At 31.5% G+C, this 25,433-nt stretch carries 28 protein-coding genes, 3 pseudogenes and 1 riboswitch; of the genes and pseudogenes, 29 read left to right on the top strand and 2 right to left on the bottom strand.

The window, feature by feature from the left end; genetic code table 11:
- The first annotated feature begins 234 nt into the window (after nt 1-234).
- The 5 genes from ptsP to AGR56_RS13130 all read left to right on the top strand — a co-directional run bounded on the left by ptsP (nt 235) and on the right by AGR56_RS13130 (nt 5,587).
- Complete coding sequence (ptsP, locus tag AGR56_RS13150; protein WP_157055769.1) at nt 235-1,863, top strand: phosphoenolpyruvate--protein phosphotransferase; 1,629 nt, start codon at nt 235-237, stop codon at nt 1,861-1,863.
- A 389-nt stretch (nt 1,864-2,252) separates the two neighbouring features.
- Nucleotides 2,253-3,470, top strand: a complete 1,218-nt coding sequence (locus tag AGR56_RS13145) for a tetratricopeptide repeat protein (RefSeq protein ID WP_053242619.1) — start codon at nt 2,253-2,255, stop codon at nt 3,468-3,470.
- A 73-nt stretch (nt 3,471-3,543) separates the two neighbouring features.
- Nucleotides 3,544-4,122: a nucleotidase gene (locus tag AGR56_RS13140; protein ID WP_053242618.1), complete on the top strand. Its 579-nt coding sequence runs from the start codon at nt 3,544-3,546 to the stop codon at nt 4,120-4,122.
- A gap of 270 nt (nt 4,123-4,392) precedes the next feature.
- Nucleotides 4,393-4,710 carry a thioredoxin gene (gene trxA / locus AGR56_RS13135; RefSeq protein WP_053242617.1) on the top strand — a complete coding sequence of 106 codons (318 nt, stop codon included), beginning with the start codon at nt 4,393-4,395 and terminating at the stop codon, nt 4,708-4,710.
- A 16-nt stretch (nt 4,711-4,726) separates the two neighbouring features.
- Nucleotides 4,727-5,587 carry an NAD(P)/FAD-dependent oxidoreductase gene (locus tag AGR56_RS13130; protein ID WP_053242616.1) on the top strand — a complete coding sequence of 287 codons (861 nt, stop codon included), beginning with the start codon at nt 4,727-4,729 and terminating at the stop codon, nt 5,585-5,587.
- A 55-nt stretch (nt 5,588-5,642) separates the two neighbouring features.
- On the opposite strand, the gene AGR56_RS13125 is transcribed toward AGR56_RS13130, so the two are convergent.
- Entirely contained in the window at nt 5,643-6,218 is a 576-nt protein-coding gene (locus tag AGR56_RS13125; protein WP_053242615.1) for a cell wall hydrolase, read from the bottom strand.
- A gap of 3 nt (nt 6,219-6,221) precedes the next feature.
- A riboswitch (cyclic di-AMP (ydaO/yuaA leader) is annotated at nt 6,222-6,339 on the bottom strand.
- Nucleotide 6,340: 1 nt separating this feature from the next.
- On the bottom strand, nt 6,341-7,384 hold the full coding sequence (locus AGR56_RS13120) for a hypothetical protein (protein ID WP_053242614.1): 1,044 nt from the start codon (nt 7,382-7,384) through the stop codon (nt 6,341-6,343).
- Nucleotides 7,385-7,623: 239 nt separating this feature from the next.
- On the opposite strand from AGR56_RS13120, the gene cdaA reads away from it, so the two are divergent.
- The 24 genes and pseudogenes from cdaA (at nt 7,624) to rplX (ending at nt 25,420) form a co-directional block, all read left to right on the top strand.
- On the top strand, nt 7,624-8,469 hold the full coding sequence (cdaA, locus tag AGR56_RS13115; protein ID WP_053242613.1) for a diadenylate cyclase CdaA: 846 nt from the start codon (nt 7,624-7,626) through the stop codon (nt 8,467-8,469).
- A complete protein-coding gene (locus AGR56_RS13110; RefSeq protein ID WP_053242612.1) occupies nt 8,442-9,653 on the top strand; it encodes a CdaR family protein in 1,212 nt (403 codons plus the stop codon). The genes cdaA and AGR56_RS13110 overlap by 28 nt, the downstream gene beginning before the upstream one ends.
- Before the next feature lie 282 nt (nt 9,654-9,935).
- Nucleotides 9,936-11,589: pseudogene (locus AGR56_RS13105) on the top strand (NAD(P)/FAD-dependent oxidoreductase).
- A gap of 117 nt (nt 11,590-11,706) precedes the next feature.
- Entirely contained in the window at nt 11,707-12,612 is a 906-nt protein-coding gene (ptb, locus tag AGR56_RS13100; protein ID WP_053242611.1) for a phosphate butyryltransferase, read from the top strand.
- 25 nt (nt 12,613-12,637) lie between these two features.
- The gene (gene buk, locus AGR56_RS13095) at nt 12,638-13,702 is read left to right on the top strand and encodes a butyrate kinase (RefSeq protein WP_053242610.1); all 1,065 of its coding nucleotides are present in this window, start codon (nt 12,638-12,640) and stop codon (nt 13,700-13,702) included.
- A 512-nt stretch (nt 13,703-14,214) separates the two neighbouring features.
- Entirely contained in the window at nt 14,215-15,651 is a 1,437-nt protein-coding gene (locus AGR56_RS13090) for a hypothetical protein (protein WP_053242609.1), read from the top strand.
- A gap of 184 nt (nt 15,652-15,835) precedes the next feature.
- Complete coding sequence (locus AGR56_RS13085; RefSeq protein ID WP_053242608.1) at nt 15,836-16,540, top strand: Ig-like domain-containing protein; 705 nt, start codon at nt 15,836-15,838, stop codon at nt 16,538-16,540.
- 117 nt (nt 16,541-16,657) lie between these two features.
- The gene (locus AGR56_RS13080; RefSeq protein WP_053242607.1) at nt 16,658-17,359 is read left to right on the top strand and encodes a Wzz/FepE/Etk N-terminal domain-containing protein; all 702 of its coding nucleotides are present in this window, start codon (nt 16,658-16,660) and stop codon (nt 17,357-17,359) included.
- Nucleotides 17,360-17,375: 16 nt separating this feature from the next.
- Nucleotides 17,376-18,085: pseudogene (locus AGR56_RS13075) on the top strand (CpsD/CapB family tyrosine-protein kinase).
- Nucleotides 18,082-18,846, top strand: coding sequence for a CpsB/CapC family capsule biosynthesis tyrosine phosphatase (locus tag AGR56_RS13070; RefSeq protein WP_053242606.1), 765 nt, complete (start codon nt 18,082-18,084; stop codon nt 18,844-18,846). The pseudogene AGR56_RS13075 and the gene AGR56_RS13070 overlap by 4 nt, the downstream one beginning before the upstream one ends.
- Nucleotides 18,847-19,093: 247 nt before the next feature.
- Nucleotides 19,094-19,195, top strand: a pseudogene (locus tag AGR56_RS19640) (elongation factor Tu); the annotation flags it as partial.
- 342 nt (nt 19,196-19,537) lie between these two features.
- On the top strand, nt 19,538-19,846 hold the full coding sequence (gene rpsJ, locus AGR56_RS13065) for a 30S ribosomal protein S10 (RefSeq protein ID WP_053242605.1): 309 nt from the start codon (nt 19,538-19,540) through the stop codon (nt 19,844-19,846).
- 62 nt (nt 19,847-19,908) lie between these two features.
- Nucleotides 19,909-20,538 carry a 50S ribosomal protein L3 gene (gene rplC, locus AGR56_RS13060; protein ID WP_053242604.1) on the top strand — a complete coding sequence of 210 codons (630 nt, stop codon included), beginning with the start codon at nt 19,909-19,911 and terminating at the stop codon, nt 20,536-20,538.
- A 16-nt stretch (nt 20,539-20,554) separates the two neighbouring features.
- Entirely contained in the window at nt 20,555-21,181 is a 627-nt protein-coding gene (gene rplD / locus AGR56_RS13055) for a 50S ribosomal protein L4 (protein WP_053242603.1), read from the top strand.
- Nucleotides 21,181-21,480: a 50S ribosomal protein L23 gene (gene rplW / locus AGR56_RS13050; protein ID WP_053242602.1), complete on the top strand. Its 300-nt coding sequence runs from the start codon at nt 21,181-21,183 to the stop codon at nt 21,478-21,480. Before rplD ends, rplW begins: the two co-directional genes overlap by 1 nt.
- A gap of 52 nt (nt 21,481-21,532) precedes the next feature.
- Nucleotides 21,533-22,366, top strand: a complete 834-nt coding sequence (rplB, locus tag AGR56_RS13045; protein WP_053242601.1) for a 50S ribosomal protein L2 — start codon at nt 21,533-21,535, stop codon at nt 22,364-22,366.
- A gap of 71 nt (nt 22,367-22,437) precedes the next feature.
- A complete protein-coding gene (gene rpsS, locus AGR56_RS13040) occupies nt 22,438-22,719 on the top strand; it encodes a 30S ribosomal protein S19 (RefSeq protein ID WP_053242600.1) in 282 nt (93 codons plus the stop codon).
- Between the two features lie 20 nt (nt 22,720-22,739).
- Nucleotides 22,740-23,075, top strand: coding sequence for a 50S ribosomal protein L22 (gene rplV / locus AGR56_RS13035; RefSeq protein ID WP_053242599.1), 336 nt, complete (start codon nt 22,740-22,742; stop codon nt 23,073-23,075).
- 16 nt (nt 23,076-23,091) lie between these two features.
- Complete coding sequence (gene rpsC / locus AGR56_RS13030; RefSeq protein ID WP_053242598.1) at nt 23,092-23,760, top strand: 30S ribosomal protein S3; 669 nt, start codon at nt 23,092-23,094, stop codon at nt 23,758-23,760.
- 17 nt (nt 23,761-23,777) lie between these two features.
- Nucleotides 23,778-24,221 (top strand): 50S ribosomal protein L16, encoded by a 444-nt coding sequence (gene rplP / locus AGR56_RS13025; protein ID WP_053242597.1) that lies wholly within the window; start codon nt 23,778-23,780, stop codon nt 24,219-24,221.
- A complete protein-coding gene (gene rpmC, locus AGR56_RS13020; RefSeq protein WP_053242596.1) occupies nt 24,211-24,405 on the top strand; it encodes a 50S ribosomal protein L29 in 195 nt (64 codons plus the stop codon). Before rplP ends, rpmC begins: the two co-directional genes overlap by 11 nt.
- A gap of 30 nt (nt 24,406-24,435) precedes the next feature.
- Nucleotides 24,436-24,690: a 30S ribosomal protein S17 gene (rpsQ, locus tag AGR56_RS13015; RefSeq protein ID WP_084757022.1), complete on the top strand. Its 255-nt coding sequence runs from the start codon at nt 24,436-24,438 to the stop codon at nt 24,688-24,690.
- 24 nt (nt 24,691-24,714) lie between these two features.
- Entirely contained in the window at nt 24,715-25,083 is a 369-nt protein-coding gene (gene rplN, locus AGR56_RS13010; RefSeq protein ID WP_053242594.1) for a 50S ribosomal protein L14, read from the top strand.
- A gap of 16 nt (nt 25,084-25,099) precedes the next feature.
- Entirely contained in the window at nt 25,100-25,420 is a 321-nt protein-coding gene (gene rplX, locus AGR56_RS13005; RefSeq protein WP_053242593.1) for a 50S ribosomal protein L24, read from the top strand.
- Nucleotides 25,421-25,433 lie beyond the last annotated feature (13 nt).

Raw genomic sequence — 25,433 nt, 5'->3', positions numbered from 1 at the left:
AAGTAAGTTAAGTTTTTATTATAACTGTTGATAAAAATTATCAAGAAATCAATTAAAATATTTAGGTTATGATTGTGTATGTCAATTTAAATATTAATTGAATTAAAAATTTCCTATGTTAAATACAGGTTTCACATGTAAAAACTAAATTAAAAATAATAAATTAAAGTACAATTGGCATATTTTTTGCTTATATAATTAGTGAAAGTTTATGCTATCTAAGGAGGAATTGTAATGCCCAATAATATAAAAAAGGGAATAGCGGCATCAAAAGGTTACGCTATAGGACATATTTTTATAAAGGCTGATAAAGAAGTTGAAATAGTTGAGAAGACAATATCTAATATAGAGGAAGAAAAAGCAAGATTTGAAGCTGCTGTAGAAGATTCAAGAAAACAGCTTACTAAAATAAAGGAAAAAGCTGTAAAGGATTTAGGCGCTGACAAAGCGGCTGTATTTGAAAGCCATATAATGCTTCTAGATGATCCTGAATTTGCAGGTCAAGCAAAATCTATGATAGAAGATAAGAAAATAAATGCTGAAAAAGCATTAAGTGACGTAATTGATAACTTTATGAATATATTTGCTGGAATAGAAGACGAATATATTAAAGAAAGAGTTGCAGATATAAAGGATGTTGGAAACAGAATACTTAATAACTTAACTGGAAATGGTTCAGGAGATCTTGGAGACATAGAAAAGGGAACTATTGTAGTAGCAAATGATTTAACACCTTCGGATACTGCACAACTTGATAAAGATAAGGTTGTTGCATTCCTAACTAATATAGGAGGTAGAACTTCTCACAGTGCTATAATGGCGAGAACATTAGAAATACCAGCTATAGTTGGTTTAAAAGATATAGTTTCTTCAGTTAAAAATGGAGATACAGTTATAGTTGATGGAATTGAAGGAGAAGCTATAATAAATCCAGATGAAAACACTTTAAGTGAATATACTGCTAAAAAAGAGGAATTTGAGAAAAAGCAGGAAGAACTTAAAAGACTTATAAATATAGAGACAAAAACAAAAGCAGGTAAAAGAGTAGAGGTTTGCGGAAACATAGGAAAGGCTAAAGATGTAGAGGCTGTTTTAGCAAATGGAGGAGACGGAGTAGGCTTATTTAGAACGGAGTTTCTTTACATGGATAGGGAATCAATGCCTACAGAAGATGAACAATTTGAAGCATATAAGCATGTTGTAGAAAAAATGGGTAAAAGACCTGTTGTTATAAGAACACTTGATATAGGTGGAGATAAGAAATTACCATATCTACCACTTCCAGAGGAGATGAATCCTTTCCTTGGCTTTAGAGCAATAAGACTTTGCCTTGGAAGAAAAGATATATTTAAAGTTCAATTAAGAGCACTTTTAAGAGCTTCAGTTTATGGAAACTTAAAAATCATGTTCCCAATGATTTCTTCACTTGAAGAATTCCTTGAAGCAAAAGAAGTTTTAAAAGAGTGCATGAATGAGCTTACTAAAGAAGGAAAGCCATTTAATGAAAAACTTGAAACAGGAATAATGGTTGAAATACCTGCAGCAGCAGTAAATTCAGAAGAACTTGCAAAATACGTTGATTTCTTTAGTATTGGAACTAACGATTTAATTCAATATACACTTGCAGCAGATAGAATGAATGAAAAAGTATCATATTTATACAATCCAATGCATCCCGCAGTTCTAAAGTTAATAAAAATGACTATAGAATCAGCACATAAAGAAGGAAAATGGTGTGGAATGTGCGGTGAAATGGCAGGAGACGAAAAAGCAATACCAACTCTTGTAGAGTATGGACTTGACGAGTTCTCAATGAGTGCTTCATCAATTCTTACTGCAAAAGAATTGATAATGAAAGCTTAAATTAAGGCATTATATTACTAAATATATATATATTGGAGCAAACGGTACAGTGTATTGTTTGCTCCATTTTTTTTTGCAAGCCAAAATTAAAGCACATGAAAGTTTTAAACTAAAATGATATAGGTGTACAAGTAATTTCAGAAGAGTAAAGGGTAGGGAGTAGAGTAGATGATGATTTCTCTTCCTTACGTCAGATAAATCTTTAAATATAAAAAATAATTGGCTGACACTTTTAGAAATATAAAGTATAATGATTAAGAGTAAAGAGTAAAGAAAATCAACCACCACTGTACTCTCTACTCTAAATAAAAGATTAATTGGTACAAAAATATTTTAGTTGATTTAAATATTACAGGTAATTTTAATATACATAGAACAAGGGTGATCATATGAATAAATCAAACAAGCTTTATAAAAGGGCACTGGCGCTTTTAGAAAATGGAAAGATTGATAAGGCAATTGAAGTTTGTGATAAAAGTATTGCTGAGGATATAAGAAATAAAGGAGCATTAGACCTTAAAGGATTGATTTTCTATTTAAAGGGAGACTTAAATGAGGCCAGAAAAGTGTGGCAGCTTAATTGTAAAGTTAATAAAGATAAAGCAGCAGAAAAATATCTTCAAGGTGTTGATAGTGATGAAAGGTTATTTCAATATTTTTTAAGAGCATTAAAATACATAGAAAAACTAAGAATAAATGAAGCGATGGAGCTTCTTGAGAAATGTGAAAGAAGTGATTATAATTCTATAAATGTGAATAATAATATTGCAATTTGCGCTGTGAAGCAGGGAGATTACAATAAAGCTAATATTCATTTAGAAAAGGTATTAAAATTAGACAGATCAAATGAAATGGCGCTGGAAACAAAGAAAAAGCTTCAGGATATTGGAATTATAAAATCAAAATTTAAAACTAAATCATTACTAAAGCTAGCAGCTGCAGTTACACTTGTGGTTTTAATTGGCTTTGGAGGTTTATACATATATAATGAAAACTTTAAAAATATAAGTAAAGTTTCTGTGAAAAAAGCAAAGAAGATAGCTGTAAAAAAACAAACTAAGGCAAAAGCAAAAAAAGAGGTGAAGGCTACTAATAAGTTTGATGCGGCAGAACTTCAAAATGCCATAAATAATAAGGATTATGAAAAAATATTTTATTACGAAGATAACTTTAAAAATGCAGACATTAGAATAAATGATAAAGTTTTAATGAATAAAGCATTAGAAGTTCTTCAAAATGATGGGGTTGTATATTTTTATGGAGTAGCCAATGATTATGCTAAAAAAAGCGACTATGCTAATGCAGAAAAGTATTTTTTAAAAGCATATACATACGGAAACAGCAATTATTTATATAAGGATACAATATATTTTTTGGCAACTTCATATAAAAATTCAGGTGATATAGAAAATGCAATTAAATATTATACAATGTACGATTCAAATTATAAGGCAGGAAGCTATGAAGAAACTGTTTTGTATGAACTTGCAGTTATTTATAAGGATCTAGATAAAGCAAAAGCTAAGAATTATGCTAGTAATCTTATAAATAATTATCCAAGGTCCGTATACATTAACTCCATAATAAAAAACATAATTTCGAATTAACACTAAGTTAATGCAGCTTTAATATAAGAATAATAAAATATCAATATAAATATTTATTCAGGGAGAGTTGTGTATGAAAAATTTAAATGTTTGTATTGATATTGATGGAACTTTGACCAATCCATACTACTGGCTTGATAAAACAGCAGAATATTTTAATAAAGTTGTTAGACATGAAGACTTTACAAAATATGAATATTCAAGGGTTATGGGAATTTCACAAAGTGAATACGAAGAGTTTTATGAGAAGTACAAGTTTAAATATCACAGTAAGGATATATTAAGATTTAAAGCAAAGGATATAATAAATAAGTTGTATTTAAGCAATAATATTTTCTTTGTAACGGCTAGAGATAAATCTCTTGAAATGTTGACTTTTTCATATTTAAATAAGAAAAATATTAAATTTGATAAGTTATTTGTATTAGGAACTCATCACAAGGTTAAAGAAGCAGAGGAACTTAAATGTGATATTTTTATTGAAGATAATCCTTATAATGCTGTGGAACTTTCAAATGCAGGTTTTAAAGTATTATTAATGGATACAACCTATAACAAAGCAATAGCACATCATAATATTATAAGGGTTTATGACTGGATTCATGTTGAAACGGTTATTAATAGCTTAATATTTGATGAAAAAGCAATTTAAATTGTAGAAATTTAATTTCTAAGATTTTCTGTATTAACAGAAAATCACACTTCACTGAATTCTCTAATCTAAAATCTCTATTATTTATTCTAAATTGCCAAAGTTTTTTGCAAAAAAATTTCTATAAATGCATGTATAACTTTAATTTTGTATCGTATAATAAAAACGTAGATTAAACGTATACAGAAAAAAACATTGACTTTATGTTATTAAGTGGTAAAATTATAATTAGAAACATACCCTATGGGGGTATACAAGGAGGAATAAATTATGGTAAAAGAAATAGGAGATTTAAATTTTGAAAGTGAAGTAACTGATCCAGAAAAGTTAGTAGTTGTTGATTTCTGGGCCCCATGGTGCGGACCTTGCAAAATGCTTGGACCAGTAATAGATGAAACATCTAATGAACTAAGTGAAAAAGCTAAATTTGTAAAAGTAAACGTAGATGAAAATCCTAATACAGCAAGCAAATTTGGAATTGCAAGCATACCAACAGTTATGATTTTCAAAAACGGAAGTCCTGTAGATACACTTGTTGGCTTTAGACCAAAGCAATCAATAATAAGTGAAATAGAAAAACACATATAAATTTTAGGATGTTAAGATGGATAGATACGATATAGCTGTTATTGGAAGCGGACCTGCAGGATTAGAAGCTGCCATTAATGCTAAAATTAGAAATAAAAAAGTAATAATCTTTGGAAATGAAAATTTAAGCAAGAGTTTAGTTTTAGCACCCAAAGTTAATAACTATTTAGGTTTTTATGGCTTATCAGGTGTGGAACTTAAAGATAAATTTAAGGAACATATAGATAAGATGGGTATATCTATAAATGTAGAAAAAGTAAATACCATATATGCTATGGGTGAGTATTTTTCAATTATGACAAGCAAGGAAAATTATGAGGCTAAAACTGTGATACTTGCTCTTGGAATGGAGCACACAAAACCGGTAAAGGGAGAAGATATACTTCTTGGAAGAGGTGTAGGATATTGTGCAACTTGTGATGCACCACTTTACAAAGACAAAATTGTTACAATAATAGGTTATAATAAAGAAGCTGAGAGTGAAGCAAATTATGTAAGTGAAATTGCAGCCAAAGTATACTATGTTCCTATGTATAAGGATGAGTATGGGCTTAACTCAAATATAGATATAGTAAAAGATTCTCCAGTTGAAATTACAGGACAAAATAAAGTAGAAAAGTTAGTTTTAAAAGCTGAAGAGATAGTTACGGACGGAGTTTTTGTACTAAAAGATAGTGCACCTCCAGAACAGCTTGTTCCTGGACTTCAAATGGAAAATAAACATATTAAGGTTAATAGAAAAATGGAGACAAATATCAAAGGATGCTATGCAGCAGGAGACTGCACTGGAAAGCCTTATCAATATATGAAAGCAGTTGGTGAAGGTCAAGTTGCTTCACTTAATGCAGTAGACTATTTAAATCAGAGTAGAGAGTAAAGATTAGAGAGTAAAGTTAAGAATGAACTTCTGAACTCTACTCTCTACTGTATTTTTAAGGTACTACAAAGAATACGTGTTTGCCTATAATTTTTATATTGTTCTTTTTTATATTATTCATCCATGAGGATGTTGATAACTGTGGATTATAAAAGTAAATTGCTTTTGGAGTAGGATCTTTTCCAGATAAGGCATCAAATACAGCAGAGTAACATTCTTTATTTGGTGTCACTGGTATATCTCCATCCCTAACACATGAAAAAGCATACTTTTGTTTAACGACATCTGTAACTGATTTTGGAAACTGAGGATTTTGAAGTCTGTTTAAAATTACAGATGCAACTGCAACTTTACCCTCATAAGGTTCAGAGCAGCTTTCAGCATATACAACCTTAGCCATTAAATCTACATCTTTGTTTGTAATGTAAATAGATTGACCATTAAAATTAAAAACCTGTACCGCATCGACCTTCTCTTCATATAAATTTTTTGCATTAGTATTGTTTTGAAAATGTAAAAGTTTATACTCTTTTGAACCCTCCTTAACTGGCGAAAACGCTTTTGCATAATTTGGGAATAAAAAACTTCCCATAAAAACAAATAATACAATAGCCCAAAAAGTTTTTCTCATTAAATTTCCTCCTTTTATTTACGAGGTTAGCTGACGGGTTCGGTAAAGGCATAACCTACACATAAATGTGATTCACCCCAAAACATGGTTTCCCCGTTTTTGTTAAACTTAGGCTATTGATATTATGCACAAAAATAAAAAAATAATTCATAAGTAAAATAAAATAAAGAAAATTTATTTATTTTTTTCTGAAATGTATTTTTTTCAAAAGCGTTATAATCTCTAGTGGTCTTCTTAAAAGCATCCCTAGCTTCCTTGTAAATGTCATTTATATCGGAGGAAGAAACACTGGCGTCTTTTAAATTTGACTCGTAATTTAGTGCAGAAATAAAGTTGTTAATATAAGAAACATAATCATTTAAAACTAAATTGAAGTCTTTGTAAATATCAATCCTATTTGAAGGAACTGATAAATTTTGAAAATTGTTTTCTAGATTTATAAATTCAGCATCATTTTTGTTTATTTTGTCAAATGCATAATCATAGCTTATGATTTTTTTACGAGTTTTAGTTGCATAATCTGAAAAATCGGTTCTTATAAGATTAAATTGAGTGCATATAGCATCCATAGTGTTATCAAAATCACTGCTCATGGAAAGGCTAAAGTTTTTATCAGTTTTATTTCTCTTTCTTATTGTAAAGTAAGTTTGAAAAGAGTCTATAAATTTTAAAGTGTTATCCGGAAGAGAAAATTTTTCATTGTTTATTGTAATTTTTGAATAGTATTTTGTTGATAAATTCTTGTATGTATTAAGTGAGTTCATTGAAGCATCAATATCTGGAGCATCTGGATTATTTGCACAGGCTTCAAGCTGTTTGTATAATAGAATGTTATTCTTAATGCCATTTTTTAAATTAAAGATTAAAGTTTTATACTTATCATTTATGTTTAACTTTGACAGCTTTGAAGCTTCTTTTGTTAATGCAGTTGATATTTTTTTTATATCTTTTCCAGTTTGTTTTGAATCAAGTTCCTTTGAATTTAAACTAGCTGATTTTTCATTTGCTTTTTTTATTTCATCGGTTATTGTTACTATAGCTTTTTCACTGGAAGTGTATTTATTTAAATTAAACAGACTATAAACTATAAAAATTGTTAAAAATACTATTGCAAGTAAGGAAAGTATGTACAGCAGTATTTTTATTTTAGCGGATTTAATATTCACAATAATTACCTCCTCAAAAAATATATATATAAGATTATATGAATAATAAACTTGCAAATTACACTTTGAAGAAAATTAAGAAGGTAATTCGAAATTGTAAAAGGTTTTTAAATAATAATATATATATACTATAATAACTTTTGGTAGTGTATAATTATATTTAAGGAATAATAACTGAATTGTTTAAACTGTATTTAATAAGATTTTTACAAATGTACTTTATACTAGGAGGTGAGAATATGGAATTTATAGATATTGTAAACAGTGCAGTTAGGGGAATAACTATTTGGTCCGTAATGGATATTATCGTGGTATCATATATTTTTTATAAAGGTTATATGCTTATAAAAGAAACAAGGGCAGTACAGCTTTTAAAAGGAATACTTTTAATTATACTTTTAATTCCAATAAGTGATTTATTGCATCTCACAATGTTAAACTGGATATTACAAAGAACAATAACAATAGGTGTTCTTTCTATAATAATTATATTTCAACCTGAGATAAGAAGGGCACTTGAGCAGCTGGGAAGAACTGCTTTTAATGAATCTCATATACTTGAAAATGAAAAGGAATATGAAAAACTAATAGATGAAATTGTAAATAGTGTTGGAAACTTAGCGGAGCAAAAGACTGGAGCACTTATTATAATAGAGCAGAAGACAGGATTAGAAGATATAATAAGTACGGGAACAAAAATAGATGCATTAGTTTCATCGGCACTTTTAGAAAATATTTTTGTTGTAAATACACCACTGCATGACGGAGCAACCATAATAAGAAATGGAAGAATAGCAGCAGCAGGATGTTTTTTGCCACTTACTTCAAATAATGATTTAAATAAAAAGCTTGGAACAAGGCATAGAGCAGGAATTGGAATATCAGAAAACTCTGATGGACTTGTAATAATAGTATCTGAAGAAACTGGAAATATATCTCTTGCTATAAATGGTAAATTAACTAGAGATTATAGCAAGGAAAAATTAAAAGCCATATTAATGAGGATAATAAGGATTAGGTATAGTAAGAAAACGGCATTGAAAGAGAAGGTGAAAAGATGGAGACAAACAGGAAAAAACAAATAGTTGTAAGAATAGTCTGTTTAATAGCTTCTTTTTGTCTATGGCTTTATATAAATAATTATGAAAATCCTATAAAAACATATAAGGTTAAGAATGTTACTGTACAAGTTTCAAATCAGGACTTACTTAAACAAAATAATTTCGTTCTTTCACCAAATCAAGACTTTAAAATAAATTTAACAATTAAAGGCAATGCTGTAGATGTATTTTCAGTTAGAGCCAGCGACTTTAAACTAGTTGCAGATTTAAGTTCTTATGCACTAAAAAAAGGTGATAATAGGATACCTGTAAAAATTGAAAAATATCCTAATAACATAAATGTAGTTCAAACGGATAGCTTATGGGTTGATGTTAATTTAGATGAGTATGCACAAAAAACCGTTCCGGTAACTACAAATATACAGGGGAAGCCTCAAATAGGACGTTACTCATCAGAGGCTACAGTTAATCCCAGAAATGTTACTGTGAGTGGTCCGTCAAAAAATGTACGATTGGTAGATCATGTAGAGGTCAATGTTAATGTAAGTAACTTAAGCAGTGATGCACAACTTAAAGTTACACCTCAACCTGTTGATTCAAAGGGAAATCTTATAAGCGATGTTAAGGTGCAGCCGGGTACTATAAATGTGAGCGTACCAATAAGAAAAGCTAAAAGTGTAAGTATAAATGTAAAAACCTCAGGTCAGCTTCCTTCAAATTTAAGTATAAAATCTATATATTCTGAACAAGACTATGTAGATATAATAGGAAATGAAAGTGCACTAGGAGATGTAAGTACGATAGATACAGAACCTGTAGATTTGAGCAGCATAACAGGTGATACTGAACTAAAGGTTAAATTAAATGTTCCTAAAAATATGAGAGTTGTTGGAAGCAGCACTGTAACAGTAAAAATAACAACCCAGAAAACAACAAATAGTGGAGCAAATAGCAATGTGAATTTAACTGTAAATGTAAATGCAATAAACCTGGATGAAAGCCTAAAAGCAGAAATAAAACCTTCCAGCATAGCGGTTGTTGTTTCTGGAGGTACGAATATTACCAGCGATGCATTGAAAGCAAATGTAGATTTAAATAATTTAAAAGAAGGTACCTATACTTTACCTGTAAATATAATTATGCCTGATGGTGTGAAAAAGGTATCGGAAACACCAGAGAAGGTTAGTGTTACGATTAGTAAAAAATAGAGTAGAGAGTACGGAGTACAGAGTACAGTGAAGGATGATTTTCCTCCGCTTCGCTGCGGAAAATCTTTAATTATAAAAAGCAATGAAGCTTAGCAGAGCTAAGCAAAGTAGTTTTAAAAATTTCGTGTCAGCATTAAGTTTTAAGATTTTCTGTGATAGCAGAAAATCACCCATAACTGTACTCTGTACTCTGTCATCTGTACTCTGATTTAATTGTTATCCAAATATTTTATTCAATTTAAAATTTGTAGGGTGATTTGAATATAGAGAGGAGCATAAAGCTTGAGTTTAAGAATAAGCAATATAAACATAGATATAGATGAAGACATTGAAACAATAAATAAAAAGGCGGCAAAGAAACTTAGGATTTCCGAGAAAGACATTAAAAGTTTAAAAATACTTAGGGAGTCTATAGATGCAAGGCGTAAAGACACAATAAAATTTAACTATATGGTTGAGGTTAATTGTGAAAATGAAGATAAGCTGCTTAAGAAGATACATGATAGAGATGTAATTAAGGAAAAAGAAACTGTAGACGAGGCTTTTAAATTTGGAAATGAAAAATTAAAACACAGACCTGTTATTGTTGGAATGGGACCAGCTGGAATGTTTGCAGCTTTGACCTTAGCTAAAAATGGATATTCTCCTCTAGTAATAGAAAGAGGAGAAAAAAGTTGAGGATAGAACTAAAACTATTAATACTTTTTGGGAAGGTGGAAAGCTAAATACAGAATCCAATGTTCAGTTTGGAGAAGGGGGAGCAGGAACTTTTTCAGATGGGAAGCTTACAACAAGAATAAAAGACTATAGATGCAGTATTGTTATAGATGAGTTTGTAAAAAGTGGAGCGCCAGAGGAAATAGCTTATGTTGGAAAACCACATATAGGAACAGATATATTAAAAAAGGTTGTTAAGAATATAAGAAAAAAAGTTATAGAACTTGGAGGGGAAATTTTATTTAAAAGCAAACTGGAAGACTTAATAATAAAGGATGATAAGCTTCAGGCGGTGGTTGTAAATGGAGAAGAAATTCCATGTGAATGTTTAATAATGGCTATAGGTCATAGTTCTAGAGATACATATGAAATGCTATATAGAAATCAAATATTTATGGAAACCAAGCCTTTTGCTATAGGAGTTAGAATAGAGCATAAGCAGGAACTTATAGATGAAAATCAATATGGAAAATATAAAAATCATCCAAGGCTTAAAGCTGCGGATTATAGGCTTACATACACAACAAAAGAAACAAAACGTGGAGTTTACAGCTTCTGCATGTGTCCGGGAGGAGAGGTTGTGGCGGCAGCGTCAGAAAATGAAAGGCTTGTTACAAATGGCATGAGCTATTTTAAAAGAGACAAAGAAAATGCCAATTCTGCCCTTGTGGTATCAGTCAATAATGAAGATTTTAAAAACGAGATTGATTTGTATAAAAAGTATATTCCGGATTTAGATAGGTTTGGCAGAGATAACTATCCACTTTGGGGTATGGAATTTCAAAGGTATTATGAGCATCTTGCCTATATAGTAGGGGGCAGCAATTATTGTGCTCCAATCCAACTTGTAGGAGATTTTATGAGGGATAGAAAAAGTACTAAATTGGGATTAGTTACTCCAACCTATAAACCAGGCTATAATCTTTCTAATCTTAAAGAATGTTTGCCAAATTACGTAATAGATTCTCTTAAAGAAGGAATAGAGAATTTTGATAAAAAAATAACAGGATTTATGGATAATAGTGCTATTATGACAGGGATAGAGACAAGAACATCTGCACCAGTTAAAATATGCAGAAACAAGGAGCTTGAGAGCGTTTCTCTTAAAGGGCTTTATCCAGCGGGAGAAGGAGCGGGTTTTGCAGGCGGAATAATATCCGCAGCTGTTGATGGTATTAAAGCTGCAGAAAGTGTTATGCAAAAATATAAATTGGACTGAATTTTCTGAAAAAACAAGTTTTTGGATAAAAGTTTGTTAAAATAAAGATATAATAAATCAGTGCACAGTTTACAGCGCGCAGTGCACTGTGAACTAAAAGAAGGGGAGAACTTAATAATGATTAAGAGTTTTAATGAAATTATTGAAAAAGTTAAGAAAAACGAAATGAAAAAAGTTTCTGTAGCAGTAGCACAGGATGAGGCAGTACTTCAAGCAATAAAAGATGCAAAAGACAAGGGAATTGCAAATGCAATACTTGTAGGAGATCATGATGAAATAGTATCAATAGCTTTAAAAATAGGAATGGACATAAATCAATTTGAAATAGTAAATGAACCGGATGTAAAAAAAGCAGCTCTTAAAGCAGTAGAATTAGTATCACAAGGAAAAGCAGATATGGTTATGAAAGGACTTGTTGATACAGCTACATTCTTAAGATCAGTACTTAACAAAGAAGTTGGACTTAGAACAGGAAAATTAATGTCACATGTAGCAATATTTGAAACAGAAGCATTTGACAGATTATTATTCTTAACAGATGTTGCTTTCAATATGTACCCTGAATTAAAGGATAAAGTTCAAATAATAAATAATGCGGTTAAAGTAGCTCACGCAGTTGGAATAGAAGAACCAAAGGTTGCACCAGTTTGTGCAGTTGAAGTTGTAAACCCAAACATGCCAGCAACACTTGATGCAGCAATGCTTGCAAAAATGAGCGACAGAGGACAAATAAAAGGATGCGTAGTTGATGGACCTTTAGCCCTTGATATAGCATTATCAGAAGAAGCAGCACATCATAAAAAAGTAAGCGGACCTGTAGCAGGAAAAGCAGATATACTTTTAATGCCTAATATAGAAACTGGAAATGTTATGTACAAAACTTTAACTTACACAACTCATTCTAAAAATGGATGTCTTCTTGTTGGAACAGCAGCACCAGTTGTGCTTACTTCAAGAGCAGATAGCCATGAAACAAAAATGTATTCAATAGCACTTGCAGCACTTGTTGCTAGCCATAAATAATTAGTTAGGCTTTGGAGGGAAAATAATGTATAGATTATTAATTATCAATCCTGGATCAACATCAACAAAAATAGGCGTATATGACGACGAAAAAGAAATATTTGAAAAAACTTTAAGACATTCAGCAGAAGAAATAGGTAAATATAAGACAATTTTTGATCAATTTGAATTTAGAAAAGATGTTATACTTGATGCTTTAAAAGAAGCTAATATAGATATAAAAACTTTAAATGGAATAGTTGGAAGAGGCGGAATGTTAAAGCCTTTAGTAAGCGGAACTTATGAAGTTAATGATGCTATGATAAATGACCTTAAAATAGGAGTTCAAGGACAGCATGCAGCAAATCTTGCAGGAATAATAGCAAAAGAAATAGGAAAAAGCTTAGAAATTCCGGCATATATAGTAGATCCTATAGTTGTTGATGAATTAGGTGATGTTGCAAGAGTATCTGGTATGCCAGACATTCCAAGAAAAAGCATTTTCCATGCATTAAATCAAAAAGCTGTGGCAAGAAGATATGCAAAAGAAAATGGTAAAAAGTATGAGGACTTAAATCTTATAGTAGCTCACATGGGCGGTGGAACAACAGTTGGAACACATCAAAAGGGAGTAGTTGTTGATGTAAACAATGGTCTTGATGGAGAAGGCCCTTTCTCACCAGAAAGAAGCGGTGGAGTTCCAATAGGAGATCTTGTAAGAATGTGCTTCAGCGGAAAGTACACTTATGAAGAAATGATGAAAAAGATAAATGGTAAAGGCGGAGTTGTTGGATATTTAAACACTCTTGACTTTAAATCTGTAGTAGATAAAGCACTTGAAGGCGACAAGGATTGCAAACTTATATATGAAGCATTTACATACCAGGTTGCAAAAGAAATAGGAAAATGTGCAGCAGTTTTGAGTGGACAAGTAGATGCAATTCTTCTAACTGGTGGAATTGCTTACAATGAACATGTATGCAAAGCAATAACAGATAGAGTTAAATTTATAGCTCCTGTAGTACAATACGGTGGTGAAGATGAACTTTTAGCTCTTGCTGAAGGCGGACTTAGAGTTTTAAGAGGAGAAGAAAAAGCTAAACAATACTAATTTATAAAAATAAATCTACATTATATATTGTAGATTTATTTTTTTAGTGTAATAATATGCATAAAATTTATACATATTATTGATATTAAATTAAAGTTTTCCTTTATGTATACAAATTACTACAAAAAAATAATGTGAACCTTATAAAGCAAGGTATAACATGTACGATAATATTATTGTAGTTATAACATAAGTGTATAATTAATTATGAAAAGTATATGTAAAATATGTGTAAAATATATAAATAAACAATTGATGAAAAAGATTTAATGTTATATAATTATATGGAAAAACTTAAAAAAATATGAATCAAAGAATATAATGGATAAATTTGAATATTTTTAGCGTATATCCAAACTTATGTTGATATTTTACATAAAAAGATATATAATTATTGAAGTGTTAAAGTGGTTTATACTAAGATAATATTTGCTGCTCAGTCCGTAGTAGATATTAACTTTTTATTTATATTTAAATTAGATATTTTACTAATAATTAGGAGGGATTTGTAAATGAATTTCAAGAAGACATTAGGCTTAGTTTTAACAGCAGCTTTAGTTTCATCTTCATTAGTGGCTGTTAAACCAGTAAAAGCCGCAACTAGTGCACTTACAGGATTTAATTATTTTTATGCACAAAGATCATTGTTAGTTGAAAATGAAGCGGATACTTATGTGGTAGACACAAACTACAGTGGGAAAGTGCAGTATGAATTATGGGTTAAGAAGGCATCAGATCCAAGTGCAAAATGGCAGGTTGTATCTGCAGATGCAAATGGTAAGGCTGGGTATACAGAAGCTGTAGATGGCCAAAATTCACCATATGCAATTAAATTAGTAAGTGGCTTCACTTTTGACAAAGGAAAATATTATACAGCAGTATATGCTAAAGTAGCAGGAACTGCTGGTGTAAAAACTTATGGTCACTTCATAGATGCAAATGGAGTAGATACAGACTCAAAAAGTGGTACAGAACAAAAATATGATATAGTTAAATCTGGATATTTTAATGCTATGAGTACTGATTACAAGCAAAAATACAATGAAATGCTTGATGATTTCTTATTTGATAAAAGTTCATTTGTAGCAGGTCAAAAAGTTACATTTAAAGGATTTGCTTCACAAAAATCTGGAGCTAAGTACAAATTAGTAGTTAGAAAATTTGGAACAGCTGCTTCATCTCAAGCAGTATTAAATAGTACATTTGCTTCAACAGTAGACTGGACACCAACAGAAGCTGGAACTTATCAAGTAATAGCTTGGTCCGAGCCAACTAATGCTGGTAAAAATGCTGCAAGAGATGGATGGAGAATAGATACTATTACAGTTACACCAGCAGCTCCAGTACAACAGCAGCCAAAAGTAGATGAAACTTCAATAACTACTAAAGCAGGTATGATTCTAGGACAGACTTTTGTACAGTTAAAATTAACTGGAACAGATGATCCATCAAAATGTACTGTTTCTTTTGGAAATCAATCACTTAAATATGATGCAGAAAGTGGTACTTTCTACGGTAATTTAAATTCAGTGGATTTGGTAGCTTTAAAGAAGGCAGCAAGTTATACAGTTGTGGCTCCAACAACACCATCACAAACTTCAAGTTCTATACATGATACTACAGGAAGCGCATTAACTGTAACTTTATCTCCAAGTGCAGAAAAAGTATTAGTAAGTGCTGTATTAAATAAAAGTCATATATTAAGCACTTTAAGTGTTGATACAAATGATTTATCAGTATCAGTAAAAGTAACATTTAACGGAACAACATATGATTTAACAAGTGCTTCAGATGTAAATGCATTTAAACTTGCAATAGCTAAAGCAGTCAAAGGAGCTAATGCAACAATAGATGATTATGCAACTGTTACTCTTGGAGACTTCAAAGCTAACAATTTAACTGCAACTTTGGATGTCAATGGTATACAGTATAATTTAGCTGTTAAATAAGACAAGCTAAAATTAATAGTTAGAGAAGAATGAAAGTTCTTCTCTAATTTTTTATAAATATAATTTAATTTAAAGGTATGGAATTAAATAACAAGTAATAATTATTTTAAAGTTAACTCTTGTATGATATAATTTATACATAATAAAATTAACATTTTGATAATTACGAAAGAAGGTGGTAGATTTGAAAATTAAAAATGCTGCGGCAACAATAGCTATAATTGGTGCTTTTTTATTTGTTAATTACTTTTATACATATAATACTAAAGCAGCGGCTGTATACGATAATCAAATTGCTGAAGAAACTACTAAAACATTTACAGCTAAGACAAATGTAGCTTTAACAAAAAAATGGACAATAACCTTTAGCAATGAAGTTAATGAAAGTAGTATACAAAATAATATTAAAGTTTTAGATGCTGCTACCAATAGTCCGGTAAATGTTAAAATTGAATTGGGTATGGACAAAAAAACCATAGAAATATTAGCGCCGGGTACAGGATATGGGACCGGAAAAACTTATAGTATTACAATAAACAAGTCTGTAACTTCAACAAATGCTAAAAGTTTAGCTCAAGATGTAAAAATGAATTTTTCAACAGCAGCTTCAAGAACTACAATGGATACAGCTTTTCTAAAGCAATTTAGTATTGATCTTGCAGATGCAGGAATAAATATAACTAATGTAAACGAGAGAAATGTAGTAGTAGAAATGGTAAAAGCCATTAACAATTATTTAAACAATCCGAGTCAAGAATTAAATGTACAAGCAGCTAAGAGTGCTTACTATGGTCTTACAAGTAATGAACAATCAGATTTGAAGGATGTGCTGATTTCAAATCTTTCATGGGATGAATTGATTAAAGCATATAGTATGTTTCAAGACTAAACATTTTGGTATATAAATGTTAAAAAAGTTTGAATATGATTACTATTATGTGTATTATATTAAGTGGGTAATTTTATAAATTTAAGGGATTAGAATACACTATGGGAGGGAAATTTGTTGGAAGAACAAGAAATGACACTAGATTTGAAAGACTTTTTTTATATTATTTTAAAGAGAAAAAAGCTTATATCTATAATAACTGTTTTAGCAGTTATCTTATCAGGAGTGCTAAGCTTTTTTGTGATTAAACCTACATATCAAGCAGAGACAAGCATTATTGTTGGAAGGCCTCAAAGTGAAGCTAAAAATGACAAACTTGATAACAGTGATGTTACAATGTATCAAAACTTAATGAAGACTTATACAGAAATAGTTACATCAAAACCTGTGTTAAATGAGGCTATTTCTGAATTGGATATAGCTGTAAATGCAGAGCAACTTGCAAAAGCTATAAAAGTTACTTCTCAGCAGGGAACTCAAATTCTTCAAATAGATGTAACTAGCGATAGCGCAAATGACGCTTATAAAACAGCAGATGCTGTAACAGATGCTTTTATTGATAAATCTAAGGATATATTCCCAACATCAGGTGTACAGCTATCTGTAATGAATAAAGCTGAGAAACCTAAGAAACCAATAAAGCCAAAGAAGGTTTTAAACATAGCAATAGCATTTGTACTAGGGCTTTTTGTGTCTGTTGGATTAGCATTTGTATTAGAATATATGGACAATACTATAAAATCTGAAAATGATATAAATAAATATTTGGAGCTTCCGGTTATAGGAATAATACCAGATCAGCCAGATTTACAGGAATAGGAGGATAACAATGTCAATATTTATAGTAGAAAACGAACCTAAATCTCCTGTATCAGAAGCATACAGAACTTTAAGAACTAACATACAGTTTCATCATTTGATAAGGAAATTAAGAGCATACTTGTAACAAGTTCGGGGCCAGCAGAAGGAAAAAGTACTACCATTGGAAATTTAGCTTTTGCTATGACTCAGGCTGGTAAAAAAGTAGTATTAGTGGATTGCGATCTTAGAAAACCATCTGTACATAAAAAATTCTCTATATCAAATATGACAGGTTTATCAAATTATCTTGTTGGAGAAATTGATTTTGAAGGGGTACTTACAAAATATAGTGACAATTTACATATAATACCTTCTGGAACAATACCTCCAAATCCAGCAGAAATGATATCTTCAAATAAGATGAAAAGTTTTATACAAAGATGTAAGGAAGAATATGATTGCATTCTTTTAGATGCACCTCCAGTAATAGCTGTAACAGATGCACAGCTTTTATCCACAGAAGTAGATGGTGTTTTATTGGTAGTGGCTTCGCAGCAGGCAGATAAGGATGCAGTAAAGAAAGCAAAGGAACTTCTTCAAAATGTTAAAGCAAACATAATAGGAGTTGTATTAACTAAAACTAAAAGTAAGTCTGGTTATGGCAAAGGCTATGGTTATGGCTATTATTATTACTATTCAGAAGAGGACGGTAAAGGCAAAAAGAAGAGGAAGAAGAAAAAATGATAGATACCCATTGTCACATAATACCAGGCATTGATGATGGAGCTAAAGATATTGAAACTTCAATTAAAATGCTTAAGATTGCAGAGAAAGATGGCATAAAAACTATAATTGCAACTCCACATTATTATAGAAATAAATATGAATGTAATATTGAAGATGCAAAAAATCATCTGGATGAATTGAAGGAATTGGCAAGAAATGAAGGAATATCAGTTAAAATAGTCCAAGGACAAGAAATTTTTTTAGATAAGTATACCGTGGATTTATATAAAAATGGAACTATAGGAACTATTAATAACAGCAAATACATCCTTGTAGAAACTTCTTTTGTAGGTTCTAAACCTAAGGATGTTCTTGAAAACATATATGAAATAAAGCTTCTTGGCTTAACTCCTATACTTGCTCATCCTGAGAGATATGGTTTTATAATACAAGATAACTCTTCAATAAATGAATTTATAAAGGAAGGCTGTTTGTTTCAAATAACCAGCAGCAGTATAACCGGCATATTTGGAAAAGACGTAAAAAAAACTTCTGAAAATTTAATTAAAAGTGGCATATGCAATTTTATAGGTTCAGATGCTCACACAACAGGCAGAAGAAGCCCTAGGATGAAAGAGGCATTAGAAGAAGTAAGAAAATTAAATGAAAATGCATATGAAAGTATAGAAAAAAATTCCGAAGCTGTTATTTCTAATAAAGAACTTGATATCAAAATGGAATTAGTTAAAAAAAAGAGAAGGTTTTTTCCTTTTCTATAAATTATAGATAGACAACTTGAAACTTTAAAATTGCAATCTCCAAATTTATCCTGATAAACTGGAATTTGTCGAGCGCTATAGTGAAGGGTTTTAACTCACTTCGTTTGTTAAAAGACTAAGGCTTTCGCTATGCGAAAGGTGAAGGGTTTTACGGTGCTGTGCACGTAAAAGGTGAACTTTTTTATCTTCAATAAAAAGCTAAGGTTGATTTTCCTCCGTTTCCCTACGGAAAATCTTTAACGTATTTAAATTAATAACAAAAGTAGCAATGAATGAAAACTTAAGATTTGCAATAAGAGAAGGCGGAAGAACAGTAGGTTCAGGAGTTGTTACTACTATTTTAGAATAGTAAAATAAACATGTAATAAAATATAAGCAGATTACTTATTAGATAAATAAGAATTTGACGAAAATGGGGAGAGGACGCTCTCTCTATTTTTTTTGTTAAAAAAAATGTTGCAAAAGGTTAAAAAGCGGTGTATAATATAAGAGTTGTTATGTGAAAGTAGCGATGAAGCAAGAGGTAGCTGGACTTACGGGGAATTCTTGCTGAGTATGTCACGGTCATGAACCGGGCGACGGTATTCTGTAATTGCGTTTAGTGGTATGTATGGAACACGTGGCACTGTTTACAGAAGGTCCGTTGTTGTACGTAAGAAGTTTAAACGTGCGATGAAAAGGAGGGAATAAAATGGCAAAGCAAAAAATAAGAATCAGATTGAAGGCTTTTGATCACACAATATTAGATCAATCAGCTGAAAAAATCGTTGAAACAGCAAAGACATCAGGTGCTAAAGTATCAGGTCCTGTGCCTTTACCAACAGAGAAAGATGTTGTTACAATATTAAGATCTCCACATAAGTACAAAGATTCAAGAGAACAGTTTGAAATAAGAACTCATAAGAGATTAATTGATATAGTAAATCCATCACCAAAAACTGTTGATGCTTTAATGAGATTAGATTTACCAGCAGGCGTTGACATCGAAATTAAATTATAATTTTAAAATAATAACGGTTATGATTGCTTAGGCAATCCGCTAATGCGTTTGGAGGTGCTGAAATGAAAAGTGGAATACTAGGAAAAAAACTTGGTATGACTCAAATATTTAATGAACAAGGTAAAGTAGTTCCTGTAACTGTAATAGAAGCAGGTCCATGTGTAGTTGTTCAGAAGAAAACAATTGAAAATGACGGATATGAAGCTATACAAGTTGGTTTTGCAGACGTTAAAGAAAATAGAAGCAATAAACCAGCAAAAGGACACTTTGCAAAGGCAAATACTTCTGTTAAAAAGTTTGTAAAAGAACTTAAATTAGATGATTTAAGTGCCTATGAAGTTGGTACTGAAATAAAGGCTGATATATTTTCAGCAGGAGAAAAAGTTGATGTATCTGGAGTATCAAAGGGTAAGGGATTCCAAGGCACTATCAGAAGATGGAATGCACATAGAGGACCAATGAGCCATGGTTCTAAATTCCACAGAGCAGTTGGTTCAATGGGAGCATCATCAGATCCATCAAGAACATTTAAAAACAAAATAATGCCAGGACATATGGGTCATGTAAATACTACAGTCCTAAATTTAGAAGTTGCGAAGGTTATTTCTGAAAAGAACCTTATATTAATAAAAGGTGGAGTACCTGGACCAAATAAGGGATTTGTAGTAATTAAGAGCACAGTTAAAGCTTAAATTTAAGGAAAGGAGGATGCAGAATGCTACTGTAGGATTATTTAATAATGAAGGACAAAAGGTTGGAGACATAGAATTGTCCGAAAAAGTTTTCGGAGCAGAAGTAAATGCAGATGCATTACATCAAGTTGTAGTTGCATTACTTGCAAATAAAAGACAGGGAACACAAAGTGCTAAAACTAGAACAGAAGTTTCTGGAGGCGGAATAAAACCTTGGAGACAAAAAGGAACAGGTAGAGCAAGACAAGGTTCAATACGTTCACCACAATGGATTCATGGTGGTATAGTATTTGCACCAAAGCCAAGAGATTATAGAATTTCAATTCCAAAGTCAATGAAAAAGACTGCTATGATTTCAGCTTTATCAAGCAAGGTTGCTGAGAATGAAATGGTTGTTTTAGAAGATTTAAAATTTGATGCACCAAAAACAAAAGAAGCTATTAAATTGCTTAAAGCTTTTGAAGCTAAAAAAGCACTTATTGTTGTTTCCGAATCAGATGAAAATGTATATAAATCAATAAGAAATATACCTGGTGCAGCAGTAGTTCCAGCAAATAATATAAATGTATATGACATATTAAAATATGAAAAATTCATAATAACTAAGGATGCTGTATCAAAAATTGAGGAGGTGTATGCATAATGTATACAAATAGCCATGATATACTAAGAAGACCAGTTATAACAGAAAAAAGTATGGCAGAAATGGCAAACAAGAAGTACACCTTTATAGTAGATGTTCATGCAAACAAACCTCAAATAAAGAAAGCAGTTGAAGAAGTTTTTGGCGTTAAAGTTGAAGATGTTAAAACTGCAAATGTACTCGGAAAAACAAAAAGAGTTGGGGTTCATGTTGGTAAGAGACCAGACTATAAAAAAGCTGTAATTAAATTGACAGCAGATAGCAAGGCTATAGAATTCTTTGAAGGAATGCAGCAGTAATAAAGCAGTTAGTGGCTAAAAGCCAGAAAAGCGAAAAAAAGGAGGAATAAACATGGCAGTAAAAGGTTTTAAACCTACTTCCCCTTCATTAAGGCAAATGACTATGCCTACTTTTGAAGAAATAACAACTGATGTCCCAGAAAAATCATTGTTAGTTGCTTTAAAAAGTAAAGCAGGAAGAAATGCTCAGGGAAAAATAACAGTTCGTCATAAAGGCGGCGGAGTTAAACAAAAATATAGAATAATAGATTTTAAGAGAAATAAAGATGGTGTTCCAGCTAAGGTTACAACTATAGAATATGATCCAAATAGATCAGCATATATAGCTTTAGTTGTTTATGCTGATGGTGAAAAGAGATACATAATTGCTCCAGTTGGATTACAAGTTGGAAATACTATTGTATCAGGACCAGATGCTGATATTAAGGTTGGAAATACACTTCCAATTAAAAACATACCAGTTGGTACAGTAATTCACAATGTTGAATTAGCAGCTGGAAAAGGAGCTCAATTAGTTAGAGCAGCAGGTTCATCTGCACAGCTTATGGCTAAAGAAGGAGAATATGCTCAACTCAGACTTCCAAGTGGTGAAATGAGATATGTTAGATTAGAATGCAGAGCAACTATAGGAACAGTATCAAATCTAACACATGAGATTGTTAACTTAGGTAAGGCTGGAAGAAAGAGACATCTTGGTATAAGACCAACTGTTAGAGGTTCTGTCATGAACCCTAATGACCATCCACACGGTGGTGGAGAAGGTAAATCACCAGTTGGAAGACCAGGACCAGTTACACCATGGGGTAAACCAGCTCTTGGATATAAAACAAGAAAGCATAAAAAATACTCAGATAGACTTATTGTTAAAAGAAGAAATGAAAAATAGCAATTTGAAGAGAATTCTTATGTTCTCTTCAATACTATGCTCATATGAAGTTATGAAGGGAGGACAATTAAGTGAGTAGATCAGTAAAAAAAGGACCTTTTGTAAAAGAGTCATTACTAGAAAAAATAGAAGCAATGAACAAAGCTGGAGAAAAGAAAGTTGTAAAAACTTGGTCTAGAAGTTCAACTATTTTTCCTCAAATGATAGGTCATACTATAGCAGTTCATGATGGTAGAAAACATGTGCCAGTTTATATAAGTGAAGATATGGTAGGACATAAATTAGGAGAATTTGTTCTTACAAGAACTTTTAAGGGTCATGGAAATACGGAGAAGACAACATCAGTTAAATAGTATGGAAGGAGGTAGCTTTTATGGAAGCTAAAGCTATAGCTAAATACATTAGAATGTCCTCAACAAAAGTTAAAATCGTTCTTGATTTAATAAGAGGAAAAGATATTAAGGAAGCATTTGCTATATTGCAGTATACACCTAAAGACGCTGCAGTTGTTGTAAATAAATTATTAAAATCTGCTGTGGCCAATGCAGAAAACAATCTAAACTTAGATATAAATAGATTATATGTGTCAGAAGCCTATGCTTGCCAGGGATCAACATTGAAAAGATATCAACCTCATGCACAAGGTAGAGCTTTTCCTATAAAGAAAAGATCAAGTCACATAACATTGGTTGTAAAAGAAAGAGAATAAAGAAGGAGGGAAATAGATGGGTCAAAAAGTAAATCCAAACGGTTTTAGAGTTGGCGTTATTAAAGATTGGAATGCAAAATGGTATGCAGATAATAAGAATTTTGCAAATTATCTTGTTGAAGATAATAAAATAAGAGAATATATAAAAAGTAAACTTGTTAACTCTGGAGTTTCTAAAGTAGAAATAGAGAGAGCAGCAAAGAAAGTTAAGCTTAACATATATACTGCTAAGCCTGGTATGGTTATAGGAAAAGGCGGTCAAGGAATAGAAGCACTTAAAAAAGGATTGCTTACTGTAGTTAATAACGCAAATGTATTAATTAATATAGTAGAAGTTAAAGATGCTGATGCAAATGCACAACTTATGGCAGAAAACATAGCTCAGCAGCTTGAAAGAAGAATTTCTTTTAGAAGAGCAATGAAACAAACAATTCAAAGAGCAATGAGATCTGGTGCGAAGGGTGTAAAAGCATCTTGTGCTGGAAGACTTGCAGGTGCTGAAATAGCAAGAACAGAACAATATCATGATGGAACTATTCCATTACAGACATTAAGAGCTGATATAGATTATGGTTTTGCAGAAGCAGATACTACCTATGGAAAAATAGGAGTAAAAGTATGGGTATACAAAGGTGAAATTCTTCCAGCTAAAAAGGTAGAAAAGAAGGAAGAAGTTAACGCGTAAGGAAGGAGGAATACGTTATGTTAATGCCTAAAAGAGTTAAACATCGTAAAGTACAACGTGGTAGAATGAAAGGCAAGGCTACAAGAGGCAATTTTATCGCATATGGTGACTACGGTCTTCAAGCAGTAGAATGTGGTTGGATCAAAAGTAATCAGATAGAAGCAGCCAGAATAGCTATAAATAGATATCTTAAAAGAGGGGGAAAAATTTGGATAAAGATTTTCCCAGACAAACCAGTAACTGAAAAGCCAGCAGAAACTCGTATGGGTTCCGGTAAAGGTTCACCAGAATATTGGGTAGCAGTTGTAAAACCAGGTAGAATATTATTCGAAATGTCTGGTGTTACAGAAGAGCAAGCAAGAGAAGCTCTTAGACTTGCATCACATAAACTTCCTATAAAGACTAAGTTTGTTGCAAGGAAGGACTTTGAGGAAATGGGTGGTGAAATTAATGAAGGCTAATGAATTAAGAGAAAAAACTCCTCAAGATTTAAAAGTTCAGTTAGATGATTTAAAGTCAGAATTATTTAGATTAAGATTCCAGTTAGCTACTGGTCAACTTGAAAATCCGATGAGAATAAGGGAAGTAAAAAAATCAATAGCCCAGATTAAGACCATCCAAAGAGAAGAAGAGTTGAGGGCTTAAAACAGTAGTTTTGAAAGGAGGCTTATGCAGTTGGAAAGAGGAAACAGAAAAACAAGAATAGGAAGAGTAGTATCCGATAAAATGGATAAGACAATAGTTGTCGCTGTTGAAACAAAAGTACGTCATCCTTTGTATGGTAAAACTGTAAACAGAACAACTAAATTTAAAGCTCATGATGAAAATAATGAATGTAAAGTTAATGATAAAGTATTAATAATGGAAACAAGACCATTGTCTAAAGATAAGAGATGGAGACTTGTAGAAATAGTTGAAAAAGCTAAATAATTTGTTCGAAAGGAGGGTGTCTATATGATACAAGAGCAGACTAGATTAAAGGCTGCAGATAATTCTGGAGCAAAGGAAATTATGTGTATAAGAGTATTAGGTGGTTCCAAGAGAAAATGGGGAAACATCGGTGATATAATAGTTGCCAGCGTTAAAAGTGCAACACCAGGTGGAGTTGTCAAAAAGGGAGAAGTCGTTAAGGCTGTAATTGTTAGATCTGTTAAAGGATTAAGAAGAGCAGACGGTTCATACATAAAATTTGATGAAAATGCTGCTGTTATAATAAAAGACGATAAGCAACCAAAAGGAACTCGTATTTTTGGGCCTGTTGCAAGGGAGTTAAGAGATAAAGATTTTAATAAAATATTATCATTAGCACCTGAAGTTCTATAGTGAGGAGGTGTCTTTAATGGCAAATAAAGTGCATATCAGAAAGCAAGATTCTGTTGTTGTTATATCAGGTAAGGATAAGGGCAAAATAGGAGAAGTTTTGGCTGTATTCCCTAAAAAAGGTACTGTATTGGTTAAAGATGTTAACATAGTTGTAAAACATCAAAAACCTAATAAACAAAATATGCAGGGCGGTTTAATAAATAAAGAAGCTCCAATAAATACTTCTAAAGTTATGTTATACTGCACAAAATGTAAAACTGCTACTAGAATTAGTAAAAAGATACTTGACGATGGAACCAAAGTCAGAGTATGCAAGAAATGTGGAGAAACATTTTAAATTCTGAAAGGAG

Source organism: Clostridium sp. DMHC 10 (assembly GCF_001270375.1).
GTDB classification, from domain to species: Bacteria; Bacillota; Clostridia; order Clostridiales; family Clostridiaceae; genus Clostridium_S; species Clostridium_S guangxiense.
This window is presented reverse-complemented; position numbering and strand designations above follow the sequence as displayed.